At 72.4% G+C, this 11,973-nt stretch carries 13 protein-coding genes; 1 reads left to right on the plus strand and 12 read right to left on the minus strand.

Annotated elements, in window-relative coordinates; all coding sequences use genetic code 11:
• From ABYE80_RS09925 to rpmB, 6 genes are all read right to left on the minus strand, one after another.
• On the minus strand, positions 1-422 hold a 422-nt coding region (locus ABYE80_RS09925), incomplete at its 3' end, for an ATPase (RefSeq protein WP_372790120.1).
• A 95-nt stretch (positions 423-517) separates the two neighbouring features.
• Positions 518-1,021: a pantetheine-phosphate adenylyltransferase gene (coaD, locus tag ABYE80_RS09930; protein ID WP_372790121.1), complete on the minus strand. Its 504-nt coding sequence runs from the start codon at positions 1,019-1,021 to the stop codon at positions 518-520.
• Positions 1,018-1,560, minus strand: coding sequence for a 16S rRNA (guanine(966)-N(2))-methyltransferase RsmD (rsmD, locus tag ABYE80_RS09935; RefSeq protein WP_372790122.1), 543 nt, complete (start codon positions 1,558-1,560; stop codon positions 1,018-1,020). Before rsmD ends, coaD begins: the two co-directional genes overlap by 4 nt.
• Positions 1,557-3,692, minus strand: a complete 2,136-nt coding sequence (gene recG, locus ABYE80_RS09940; protein WP_372790123.1) for an ATP-dependent DNA helicase RecG — start codon at positions 3,690-3,692, stop codon at positions 1,557-1,559. Before recG ends, rsmD begins: the two co-directional genes overlap by 4 nt.
• A 57-nt stretch (positions 3,693-3,749) precedes the next feature.
• A complete protein-coding gene (locus tag ABYE80_RS09945) occupies positions 3,750-5,408 on the minus strand; it encodes a DAK2 domain-containing protein (protein WP_372790124.1) in 1,659 nt (552 codons plus the stop codon).
• 31 nt (positions 5,409-5,439) lie between these two features.
• Positions 5,440-5,631: a 50S ribosomal protein L28 gene (gene rpmB, locus ABYE80_RS09950; RefSeq protein WP_372790125.1), complete on the minus strand. Its 192-nt coding sequence runs from the start codon at positions 5,629-5,631 to the stop codon at positions 5,440-5,442.
• Positions 5,632-5,679: 48 nt separating this feature from the next.
• Here rpmB and ABYE80_RS09955 point away from each other — a divergent pair, with 48 nt between their 5' ends.
• The gene (locus ABYE80_RS09955; protein ID WP_372790126.1) at positions 5,680-7,104 is read left to right on the plus strand and encodes a serine/threonine-protein kinase; all 1,425 of its coding nucleotides are present in this window, start codon (positions 5,680-5,682) and stop codon (positions 7,102-7,104) included.
• Here ABYE80_RS09955 and ABYE80_RS09960 read toward each other — a convergent pair whose 3' ends face one another.
• The 6 genes from ABYE80_RS09960 to ABYE80_RS09985 all read right to left on the minus strand — a co-directional run.
• On the minus strand, positions 7,105-7,440 hold the full coding sequence (locus ABYE80_RS09960) for a hypothetical protein (RefSeq protein ID WP_372790127.1): 336 nt from the start codon (positions 7,438-7,440) through the stop codon (positions 7,105-7,107). It lies immediately after the preceding gene.
• A gap of 68 nt (positions 7,441-7,508) precedes the next feature.
• Positions 7,509-7,934, minus strand: a complete 426-nt coding sequence (gene ribH, locus ABYE80_RS09965; RefSeq protein ID WP_372790128.1) for a 6,7-dimethyl-8-ribityllumazine synthase — start codon at positions 7,932-7,934, stop codon at positions 7,509-7,511.
• Positions 7,934-9,235 (minus strand): bifunctional 3,4-dihydroxy-2-butanone-4-phosphate synthase/GTP cyclohydrolase II, encoded by a 1,302-nt coding sequence (locus ABYE80_RS09970; RefSeq protein WP_372790129.1) that lies wholly within the window; start codon positions 9,233-9,235, stop codon positions 7,934-7,936. Before ABYE80_RS09970 ends, ribH begins: the two co-directional genes overlap by 1 nt.
• Positions 9,232-9,816: a riboflavin synthase gene (locus tag ABYE80_RS09975; RefSeq protein ID WP_372790130.1), complete on the minus strand. Its 585-nt coding sequence runs from the start codon at positions 9,814-9,816 to the stop codon at positions 9,232-9,234. The genes ABYE80_RS09970 and ABYE80_RS09975 overlap by 4 nt, the downstream gene beginning before the upstream one ends.
• Positions 9,817-9,826: 10 nt before the next feature.
• Positions 9,827-10,945: a bifunctional diaminohydroxyphosphoribosylaminopyrimidine deaminase/5-amino-6-(5-phosphoribosylamino)uracil reductase RibD gene (gene ribD / locus ABYE80_RS09980; RefSeq protein ID WP_372790131.1), complete on the minus strand. Its 1,119-nt coding sequence runs from the start codon at positions 10,943-10,945 to the stop codon at positions 9,827-9,829.
• Positions 10,946-11,004: 59 nt separating this feature from the next.
• On the minus strand, positions 11,005-11,973 hold a 969-nt coding region (locus tag ABYE80_RS09985), incomplete at its 5' end, for a hypothetical protein (protein WP_372790132.1).

Below are 11,973 nucleotides of genomic sequence, written 5' to 3' on the forward strand. Positions count from 1 at the left end.
CGCCCGCGCTGGACGGCAGCGATGAACTTCGAGAGGTTCACCTCGAGCGTGTTGAGGATCTCGTCGGCGTAGTCCTCGGCTCCGAGCCGGATCTCCCGCTCGCGGGCTCGGGCATCCTCGATGATGTCCTCGGCCGCCCGCTCGGCCTGCTTGGTGATCTCCTCCTCGGAGACGAGCCGCTCGCCGCGCTCCTTGGCCTCCTTCACGAGACGCTCGGCCTCGCGCTTGGCCTCGGCCAGCATCTCCTGGCGCTCCTTCACGATCCAGCGCGCCTGCTTGATCTCCTCGGGGATCGTCGCGCGCATCTGATCGAGGATGTCGTAGATCTCCTCCTTGTCCACCCTGACCTGGTCGGTCATGGGCACGCCCTTGGCGTTGTGGACGAGATCGTCAAGTTTGTCGATGAGGACCAGGACGTCCATGGCAACCCTTCAGTTCGGTGCGCGGCGGCTGAGTCCTTCCCGCGCCGTGACGAGTCTAGACACCTCGCGCGGAGAACCGGACCTTTCGCAAGGGTTCACCCGCGGGTGAGTTCCTCGACCAGGCGGGCCTTGACCGGATCCGGGACGAGGCCGTCGATGTTCCCGCCGAACGTCGCCAGTTCCTTCACGCCGCTGGAACTCAGGAAGCTGTACTGCGGGCTGGCCATCAGATAGAAGCTCTCGATCTCCGGAGCCTGACGCCGGTTGAGCTGGTTCATCTCGAACTCGTACTCGAAGTCGGAGATGGCTCGCAGCCCCTTGACGATGGTCTGCGCACCGACCGTCCGGGCGAAGTCCACCACGAGCGTGTTGAACGGCTCCGCCCGTACGTTGGTCAAGCCGAGGTCGGCCGTGGCGTCCTGGATGAACATGAGCCGCTCCTCGATGCTGAACAGCGTCCTGCTCTTGCGCACGGAGTTGTTGACCACGGCGATGACGACCTCGTCGAACAGCTCGGCCGCGCGCGAGATGACGTCGAGGTGCCCGTTGGTGATCGGGTCGTAGCTGCCCGGGCAGACGGCGATCTTCTTCTCGGTCATGGAAAGGTGTGGATCCGGATCTGGGTGTCGCCGTAACGGCGGTCGAACATGGTCGGCAGCCCGAGGTCGAGTGGCGTTCGCCGATCCATCTCGGCGACCACGCGCGCCCCGGACTCGAGAAGCCCGACGAGCCCCTCGGTCAGCTCGGCCCCGAGTGCCGGCGCGAGCCGGTACGGAGGGTCGAGAAGCACGAGATCGTAGTGATCCCCCCGCGCCAGCGCCGTTCGCAGCGCGCCGCGTACGTCCCCGGCCCGCACGTCGGCCTCCGCGTCGGGCACGTCGAGGGCCGCCAGGTTGCTCCGCAGCGCGGCGAGTGCACGCCGGTCGCGCTCGACGAACACCGCGTGTCCGGCGCCCCGGGACAGCGCCTCGATCCCGAGTGCCCCCGAACCGGCGTACAGGTCCAGGACGCGCAGGCCGTCCAGCGGACCGAGGGCGCTGAAGACGGCTTCGCGGACCCGGTCGGCCGTCGGTCGCGTGGCGTCGCCCTTCGGCGCCTGGAGGCGTCGCCCCCCGTAGCGGCCTGCCACGACCCTCATGCGGGGATCGGGACCTGGTCGAGCTGAGGGTGCGCGGCCCGCAGGGCGTCGGCGAGCAGGACGTGCTCGGGCTCGGTCAGCGTCGGGTCGTTCGCCATCAGCCGTTCGGCGATGTCCCGCGCGCGGTCCAGGATGGGAGCGTCCATGGGCAGCTCGGCGACCCGGAAGGTCGCGAGGCCGGACTGCCTGGTGCCGATCAGCTCCCCCTCGCCGCGCAGCTCGAGGTCGATCTCGGCCAGCCGGAACCCGTCCCGGTGCGCGGCGAGCGCGGCGAGCCGCGGCGAGTCCTTGGGACCGAACAGCAGGCAGAGGGAGTCGTGCTCCCCGCGGCCGACGCGTCCACGCAGCTGGTGCAGCTGGCTGATCCCGTACCGCTCCGCGTTCTCGACGAGCATCACGGTCGCGTTGGGGACGTCGATGCCGACCTCGATGACCGTCGTCGCGACAAGCACCTCGGACTCGTGGCGGGCGAACGCCTCCATCGCCTCGCGCTTCTCCTGCGGGCGCATCTGACCGTGGAGCAGGGTGACCCGGTGCTCGCGGAGCTCACCGTCCCGCAGGCGCTCGAACTCCTGGATCGCGGCGCGCGCCGCGAGCGCCTCGCTCTCGGCCACGAGCGGACAGACGATGAACGCCTGGCGGCCCGCCGCGAGCTCCTCGCGGATGCGCTCGTAGGCCCTGGCCCGCTCGCGGTCCCCGCCGACGACGTGCGTGGTGATGGGCCGGCGGCCCTTCGGAAGCTCTCTCAGCACCGTGACGTCGAGGTCGCCGTAGCCGAGGAGCGCCAGCGTCCGCGGGATCGGCGTCGCCGTCATGTGCAGGACGTGGGGCGCCATCGTCCGCCCGTCCGCCCCGCGGCCGGCCTTCGCGTCGAGCGCCGCCCGCTGACGGACCCCGAACCGGTGCTGCTCGTCGACGACCGCGACCGTCAGCCGGTCGAACTCGACGGGCTCCTCGATCAGCGCGTGGGTGCCGACGACCATCGCGAGCTCACCGCTCGAGAGCTTCCCGAGGATGTCGCGCTTGCGGGCCGCGGGCGTGGACCCCGTCAGGAGCGCGATCGGCAGGGACCCCGCCCAGCCGCCCATCAGCGCCTGGAGCGTCGCGAAGTGCTGCTCGGCGAGCGTCTCCGTCGGTGCCATCAGCGCCGCCTGGGTGCCGTGCTCGACCGCGCGCAGCATCGCGTACAGCGCGACGACGGTCTTGCCCGACCCGACCTCCCCCATCAGCAGGCGCTGCATGGGGCGCTCACGCGCGAGATCCTCGGTGATCGTGGCGATGGCGGCCGACTGGTCGCCGGTCGGGGTGAACGGCAGCAACTCGGTGAGCCACCGCGCGCTGAGGGTCGGCGCCTCCTGCAGCGGCGTGGCCTGGGCCGCCTGCTCGCGGGTCCTGCGTCGGGTCAGGTAGGCGAGCTGCGTGAGCAGCAGCTCGTCGAACGCGAGCCGTCGCCGGCCACCCTCGGCATCACCGACGTGCGCGGCGCGCAACGCAGCAGGGCGGTCCGGCAGCCGCTCGGAGGCACGCAGCCTGCCGGGCAGCGGCTCGGCGGCGTGCACGGCCGCGTCGAGGTGCTCGCGCACCAGGGCCAGGATCTGCGTGGAGGACAGCCCCTCCGTGGCCGGATAGTGCGCCACCGCATCCCCTGAGGCCGTCGCGTCCCGCGTCGGGGCGTGGGAGCTGACCTTGAACCGGTTGCGGGCCTCGTACTTGCCGTGCAGCACGAGGCGGGTCCCCGGCGGGTACTTGCCGGCAAGCCAGGGCTGGTTGAAGAACACGGCCTTCATCGGGCCGGTCTCGTCCGCGACCGTCGCCTCCACCAGCGGCTTCATGCCGCGCCGGCGCACGGGCCGCGAGACGATCGACCGGACCTCGACGACCACGGTGGCCATCTCCCCCGGCCCGAGGTCCGCCACGGCGCGCGACTCCCGCCGGTCCCTCGGGAGGTGCTCGAGCAGGGCGGCGACCGTGGTGAGCCCGAGGGCCTGCGCCGCCTCCCGCGCCTTGTCGTAGGTCAGGCGCGGCGCGGCGGTGAGCACCGACGGGCGCGGCCAGCGCACCGGGGCCGCCAGCAGCTCGTCCCTGGAGGGGACGGTGGTGCAGCCGAACCGGGTTGGAGGACGCGACGCCACGCGGGCGATGATGGCGGGCGCGGCGGACCTACGCCCGGCGGAAGCACCGCGGGCGGGTCACTCCGCGCTGAGCAGCCACCAGTACGACGGCTGACCGCCCGTCGACTGCTCGAGCTCGATGTCACCGTCGACGAGCTCCGCCACCGCGCGCTCGTCGAGCGGAGCACCGTCCCCGGCGAGGCACGTGATCAGCTCCGCGCCGTCGCTGAGCCGGGCCAGCACGGTGGCCAGCGTCTCCTGCGGAGCGCCCCAGGCGACGAGCTCGTCGTTGACGAAGCCCACCGCGTCGCCGATCGTGAACCGGCCCTCGGGGTCCTCGCGCGCGGCCGGGGCGACGGCCCCGGTGCGGAGCTCCTCGAGCGCCTGCGCCATCGCCTGCGCGTTGTCGGCGGCCGACAGGTCCGGACGCAGGACGAGGGCGGCCGCGAGGCCCGCCTGCAACGAGGTCGCCGGCACGACCATGACCGTCTTGTCGGCGAGCTCGGCGGCGCGCTCGGCGGCCATGATCACGTTCGGGCTGTCGGGCAGGACGACGACCTCCTCGGCCGCGACCTCGTGGATGCCCGCCAGCAGCTCATAGGTCGACGGGTTCAGCGTCGCGCCACCGTCGAGCGTGTGCGTCCCGAGCCCCTCGAAGATCTCGCGGATGCCGGCGCCGACGACGACCGCGAGGACACCGCACTGCGCGACCGGGGTGGCGTCGGACGGCTGGGCCGCTTCGAGGCGCGCGTCGCGCTCGACGACCTGTTCGCGCATGTCGGCGACGTCCAGGCGACTGACCTCGCCGACCCCGGCGAACAGGGCGGTGGCCTGCTCCGGGTCGTCGGTGTGGACGTGGACCTTCAGGGTGACCGCGTCTCCGACGACGAGGACCGAGTCCCCGATGGCTTCCAGTAGCGGCACGAAGCGCTTGTCGTCGAGACCGCTCCCGGTGACGGCGAAGTTCGTGCAGTAGCGGTACGTCGAGCTCTCGTGCTCGGGGCGCGCCACGCGCGCCGGCGCGGCGTGATGCTCGAGCGCGGGCGCCTCGCTGCCGCGCAGCACCGCGACGACACCGGCGAAGATCACGGTCACCGCGTACCCGCCGGCGTCGACCACGCCGGCCTCCTTGAGGGCCGGAAGCAGCTCGGGGCCGCGCTTGACCGACTCCTCGCCCGCGATGATCGCCCGCTCCAGGACGTCGGCGATCAGCGCGTTCTGCTTCTCCGGGTTCCAGTCCGAGCCGAGCCGCGTCTCGGGCATGTGGGCGAGATCGGTCGCCACGCGGGCGGCCATCTCGCGCATGACGGTGAGCATCGTGCCCTCGGCCGGGTCGCGCACCGAGTCGTAGGCGCGCTGAGCGGCACGGGCCATCGCCGCGCCCACGAGGACGGGATCGACCAGCTCACCCGGGCGGCTGATGAGCTCCTCCGCCGCTCCGCGGATGAGCTGGGACAGGATGACGCCGCTGTTGCCCCGCGCGCCGAGGAGCGCGGCACGGGCGACGCGCTCGGTGATCTCGCTGCGCCCGATGTCGTCGATCAGGCCGCGGCCCTCGGACGCGAGCTCGTCGAGCTCGTGCAGGCAGGCCCGCAGGGTCAGCGCCATGTTGTCCCCGGTGTCGCCGTCGGCGACCGGGAACACGTTGAGGTCGTTGATCTCGGCCCGTCGGGACTCGAGATGCCGCAGGGCGCCGTCGACGACGGCACGGAAACGGACGAGACTGCGGTCGGACATCAGGCCTCGGCGCCTCGCCCAGGCGAGGCGGTCAGACGGCCTTGACGACCTTGCCGGCCTTCAGGCAGCGCGTGCAGACGTAGACGCGACGCGGAGCGGCACCCACGAGGACGCGGACCTTCTGCAGGTTCGGGTCGAACCGGCGCTTCGTCGCGACCATCGAGTGGCTTCGGCTTTGACCGAAGGCGGGACCCTTCCCGCAGCTGTGACACACCTTTGCCATGAGGCGAAGGAGTGTAGCGGGCGGCCGCCCTGGGAAGCTTCCCGGTTCATGGTGCCCGCAGAACCCCGCATCTCGCTGCCCGAGCGGTACCTCCCGCTGCGTCACCTCGCCAACGGGGGGATGGCCGCGGTGTGGGTGGTGCAGGACACGCTGCTGGACCGTGAGGTCGCGGTCAAGATCCTCGCCCCGCAGTTCGCGGCCGACGACGACGCGCGCACGCGCTTCACCCGCGAGGCCCGCGCCGCGGGCCGCCTGAGCGGGCACCCGCACGTGGTGACCGTCTACGACGCAGGCGAGCACGAGGGCCAGGCCTTCCTGGTCATGGCGCTGTACCCCGGAGGGACGGTGGCCGACCGCCTGCGCGAGGGCCTGCCCGCGCGGGACGTGACGCTCCGATGGCTGCGCGAGGCCGCCGACGGGTTGGATGCCGCACACGCGGCCGGCGTGGTGCACCGTGACGTGAAGCCCGCGAACCTCCTGCTCGACGAGCGCGACCGGGTCGCGGTCGGGGACTTCGGGATCGCCACCGCCGCGTGGGCCTCGTCGGTGACGACCACGGGGCTCGTCGTGGGCACCATGGCCTATCTCGCCCCCGAGCAGCGCAGCGGGCAGGCGGCGACGGCGGCGAGCGACCGCTACGCGCTGGGCGTCGTGGCCCACGAGCTGCTCACGGGACGTCGACCGGCCGACTCCGGGATCGACGAGGCGCTCCCGCACGAGGCGCGGACCTTGCTGCAGCGGGCCATGGCCCTGGATCCGTCGGAGCGCCCCACCTCCTGCCGCGCCCTGATCGCGGACCTCGAGCGGACGCTCGGCCCCGACGAGGACCGCACCACGGTGCAGCCGGCGATCCTGCCGCAGGCCCCGCGGCCTCGGGCGCCGGACCCGGACCCGACCCCCGCCGCAGCGGCCGTACGAGCCCGCGCTCCGCGGCCCCCGGCAGCTCCCCACCGCCGCCGCTGGCCGGCCGCGCTGCTGGTGGCCGGCGTGCTCGCGCTGGTCGGCGGCGCGACCGCCGCGGTGCTGGCCGGGGAGGACCGGGCGGCGACGGGCGCCGCCTCGACGACGGCCGCCACGACGCAGCCCGCGCAGGAGACCGCCGAACCGGTCGCCACCCCGACCCCGGCACCCGCTCCGGCCGCCCCGCAGACGACCCCGGTGGACGACGCGAAGGCCGCCAACGACGCGGGGTTCGACCTGTACGGGCAGGGACGGTTCGAGGAGGCCCTGCCGCTGCTGCAGCAGGCGGTCACCGGTCTGGAGGCGACCCCGGACGACATCTACTACGCCTACGCGCTGTTCAACCTCGGGGCCACGCTGCGCCGGCTCGGGCGCCCCGAGGAGGCGATCCCGTACTTCGAGCGGCGCCTCGAGGTCAGCGACTTCAAGCGCGACGTCGTCCGTGACGAGCTCAAGGCCGCGCGCAAGGAGGCCAAGCAGGCCGCGAAGTCCACGCCGAAGGACGACGACTGATCAGGCGTCGCTGCGCTGCGGGGCCCGGGTGGGCTCCGGCGCGTGCTCCGGGCGCCGCGCGGGACGGGGACGGCTGTCCGCGAGCCTCGCAGGGGTACGGAGCCGGGTGCGCGCCGGTCGCGACTCGGGCAGCAGGCCAGGGCCGTCGCCACCCAGGGGCGGCTCCGGCGGGTCCTCGGGACCCCGTCCCCCGCCTCCGTCGTCGTCGCGCGGCCACAGCGAACGCCAGTCCGGCGTGTTCTCGCCGTCGAACATCGCCCAGACCAGCACAGCCGCGCCGATCACGTGGACGACGGCGGTGAGGGCGATCGCGATGACCTCGGGCGTCACGCTCACGACGATAACGCCCTCGCAGACGCCGCGGCGCCGATCTGGCCGGGCGGGCGCGTCGCCGCCGGAGCCGGTCAGGCCAGGTCGTCGCGGATGTCGGCCATGGCCAGGACGGCCTCCGCCGCGTGGGCGCCCTGGTCGCGCTTGCCGCCGCCGGAGCGGGCGAGCGCCTGCTCCATGTTCTCGACCGTCAGGACACCGAACGCGCACGGGACCCCGGTCCGCAGCTGCACGTCCATGATCCCGCGGGCGGACTCCCCGCACACGTAGTCGTAGTGGGAGGTCTCACCCCGGATCACGGCGCCGAGGCAGGCGACGCCGCGATAGCGGCCGGACTGCGCCGCGTACAGCGCGGCGAGCGGCAGCTCGTACGCGCCCGGGACCTCGTAGACGTCGACGGACTCGGCGCCCGCCTGCTCGAACGTCGCGGTCGCCGAGGCGATGAGCGAGTCGGCGAGGTCGCGGTAGAACGTGCCGACCGCGATCGCGTAGCGGGCCATCAGCCCTGTCCCCCTTCGCGCCGTGCGCGGTCGTTCTCGCGCTCCTCGTGCAGGAGCTCGCCGTCGAGGTTCAGTCCCTGGTGGTGCAGCATGTGCTCCATCCGATCCTTCTTCGTCCGCAGGTACGCCTCGTTGTGCGGGTTCGGGGCGTGCTCGATCGGCACCTGCGCCGACACCGACAGCCCGTAGCCCTCGAGTCCCCGGATCTTCTTCGGGTTGTTCGTGAGGATCCGGATCGACGACAGGCCGAGGTCCACCAGGATCTGCGCCCCGATCCCGTAGTCCCGCAGGTCCGCGGGCAGCCCGAGCTTGAGGTTCGCCTCGACCGTGTCGTAGCCCTCCTCCTGCAGCTTGTAGGCGCGCAGCTTGTTGAGCAGGCCGATGCCGCGCCCCTCCTGGGAGAGGTAGAGCAGGACGCCCTGCCCCTCCTCCTCGATCATGGCCAGGGCCGACTCGAGCTGCTCGCCGCAGTCGCACCGCAGCGAGTGGAAGACGTCCCCCGTGAGGCATTCCGAGTGCACGCGCACGAGCACGTCCTGCGCCCCGGCGACCTCCCCCTTGACCATGGCGACGTGATGCTTGTCGTCGACCAGCGACCGGTACCCGATCACGGTGAACTCGCCGAAGCCGGTCGGCATGCTCGTGGCGACGACCCGCTCCACCAGCTTGTCGTTGCGCCGACGGTAGGCGATCAGATCGGCGATGGTGATCATCTTCAGGCCGTGCTTGTCGCAGTAGACCTCGAGGTCGTCGAGCCGCGCCATCGACCCGTCCTCGTTCTGGATCTCGCAGATCAGCCCGGCCGGCACGCACCCGGCGAGCCGGGCGAGGTCCACCGACGCCTCGGTGTGACCGGTGCGCTCGAGCACGCCGCCATCCTTCGCCTTCAGCGGATGGACGTGACCCGGCACCACGATGTCGGACTTGCCCTTCGCCGGATCGACCGCGGTCCGGATCGTCGTCGCCTGGTCCGAGGCGGAGATGCCGGTGGTGACGCCCTCCCGCGCCTCGATCGTGACCGTGAACGGCGTCTCGTAGGCCGACTCGTTCTTCAGCGACATGAGCTCGAGGCCGAGCTCGTCGCAGCGCTCGGAGGTCAGCGCGAGGCAGATCCATCCACCCGCCTGGCGCGTCATGAAGTTCACGGCCTCGGGGGTCGTGAACTCCGCGGCCATGACGAGGTCGCCCTCGTTCTCGCGATCCTCGTCGTCGACGACGACGATCATCTTGCCCGCGGCGATGTCGGCGAGCGCCTCCTCGACCGTCGCGAAGATCCTCTTCTCCGGCTCAACCTGCTTCATCGACCCACCAGCTTCTCGACGTACTTGGCCACGATGTCCACCTCCAGGTTCACGGGCGAGCCGGGCGCCAGGGCGCCCAGGGTCGTCCGGTCCAGCGTCTCAGGGATCAGGCTGACGGAGAACGACTCGTCGTCGACCGCGGAGACCGTCAGGGAGACGCCGCTGACGGCGATCGACCCCTTCTCGACGACGTAGCGCAGCACCGCGGGCTCCGCCGTGAAGGTCACCACGCGGGCGAACCCGTCCTCGCGGACGTCACGCAGAGCGCCCACACCGTCGACGTGGCCCTGCATGATGTGCCCGCCGAGCCGCGCGTCGGCGCGCAGCGCCAGCTCGAGGTTCACGGGCGACCCCGCCTCCAGTGCGCCCAGCGCGGTGCGCCGCAGCGTCTCGTGCATGGCGTCGGCGGCGAAGGTGCCGTCCGTGACCTCGGTGGCGGTCAGGCAGCAGCCGTTGACCGCGATCGAGTCCCCCAGGCCGAGGTCGGCCGCCAGCCGCGTGCGGATGATCGCCCGCGCGCCGTCGGCGGTCGTCTCGATCGCCTCGACGCTGCCGAGGTCCTCCACCAGTCCCGTGAACATCAGAGGCTCCTCACCATTCGCGCAGCCGGGCGCTGATCAGGACGTCGCCGGCGACGCGCTCGGTCTCGAGCGTCAGCGCGCGCAGCGCGTCGGAGATGGACTCGACGCCCTCGCCCTCCAGCGGATCGCGCGCGCTGCGCCCGCCGAGCACGATCGGCGCGAGGAAGAGCCGGATCTCGTCGATCTCGCCGGCGTCGAGGAACGCGCCCGCGAGCTTCGGACCGCCCTCGAGCAGGATGGAGGCGACACCGCGCTCGCCGAGCGCCGTCAGCGCGGACCGCACGCGCGCCGGGGCGTTCTCGCCCGCCGCCGTGATGACGTCGACCCCGGCGGTCTGGAGCGCTGCCGTCGCCGTCCGCGGAGCGGCCCGCGAGACCACGACCGTGAGCGGGACCTCCGGGACCCCCGCGACGAGCGCCGAGGTCAACGGCAGGCGCGCGGTCGAGTCGAACACCACGCGCTGCGGCTGCCGGACGGCGCGCTCGATCCGCGCCGTGAGCTGCGGGTCGTCGGCCAGCGCCGTGCCGATCCCCACCGCGACCGCGTCGACGCTCGCGCGCCACCAGTGGGCGAGCTCGCGGCTCTCGACGCTGCTGATCCACTTCGAGTCACCGGCGCGCGTCGCGACCTTCCCGTCGAGCGTCATCGCCGACTTGAAGAGGACCCACGGGCGTCCGGTGCGGGCGTGCTTGCGGAACGCCTGGTTCTGCAGGCGGGCCCTGGCGGCGAGCTCCCCACCCGCGACATCGACCTCGATGCCCTCGTCGCGCAGGATGCCCAGTCCCCGCCCCGAGGCCTTCTCGCTGGGATCGTCGGACGCCACCACGACGCGCTTGATGCCCGCCTCGACGATCGCGTCCGTGCAGGGCGGGGTCTTGCCGTGATGACAGCACGGCTCGAGCGACACGTACATCGTGGCGCCGCGGGTGTCCGCGTCGCCGCAGGCGGCCAGCGCGGCGCGCTCGGCGTGCGCTCCGCCGAACTCCGCGTGGTGGCCCTCACCGAGGACGACGTCGTCCTTCACGACGACCGCGCCGACGACCGGGTTGGGGTGCACGCGACCGGCCCCGAGCGCGGCGAGCTCGATCGCCCGGGCGAGGTGCTGGTGGTCGGTCTCGGTGCGCTGCATGCGGGTACCGGAGGATACGGACCGCGGGCCGCAGCCCACCTGCCGGGGTGCGTCGCCCGTCAGGGCCGATCGATCGCGCAGCGTCCGCCGGTGAGACGGTAGACGCGGATCAGCGGTCCGGGGCGGTGGTACGCCAGCGGGTAGTAGTCGAACGACCAGTCGAAGTTGAAGTCGACCGGGTCGGCGCCCTTGCGGTACGGCGAATCCTCACGGACCAGCTCGGATCGGCGCTCGAGCTCGCGGTAGTAGGCGATCGCGTTGGGAACGACCTCGGGCTCGGCCTCGGCGCGGCCGCGCTGCGTGGAGCCGCTGACGACGTAGCAGAACTGGTCGCGCTCGTAGCGGTCGATCAGCTCCGGCACGAGCGTGCGCTCGTAGTCCTCGATGTTCACGATCCGGCCGGGATCGGGAAGCACGCTGCCGTCGTTGGCGATGTTGGAGCGGCTCGTCGGGAACTTGATCCAGCGGTTGCCGTTCCCGGTCGCCCGCGACGGCCGCCCGATGTCCTGGGCCCACGCGTCCGGCACGACCGGCTCGACGACGATCTTCGACCGCTCCGGGATGTTCTCCACCGCCCAGGCCCGCGTGAGGTTGCGGGTGTCCTCGCGTGACAGGACCAGGCCGTTGTGCAGGCTGTACAGGAGTCCCTGCCCGCAGAGCAGCACGACGCCCAGGCTCATCAGGGCGGGCTTCCAGGTCGGCCCGGCCCGCCGTGCCGCATGGTCGACCAGCCACACGACGACGAACGCGGCCAGCAGGCACACGAGCGGGAAGATCGGCAGCAGCCAGCGACCGAAGAACCGCTCCTGCGAACCCATGAAGACGAGGAACAGCAGCGGCGCCGGCGCGAGGACCGCGGCCATCCGGCGGTCGGTGCTCAGCAGGACGCCGATGGCGATGCCGGCCGCGATGATCGGGACCCAGCCGAGCCCCCACGTGAAGGCCCACAGGTAGTACTCGACGCCGTTGTCGTGCGTGAGGCCGAGCTTGCCGAACGAGTCCCCGGACACGCTGGTCTGGTGCTCCAG

It is taken from the genome of Paraconexibacter sp. (assembly GCF_041602235.1).
Lineage (GTDB): Bacteria > Actinomycetota > Thermoleophilia > Solirubrobacterales > Solirubrobacteraceae > Paraconexibacter.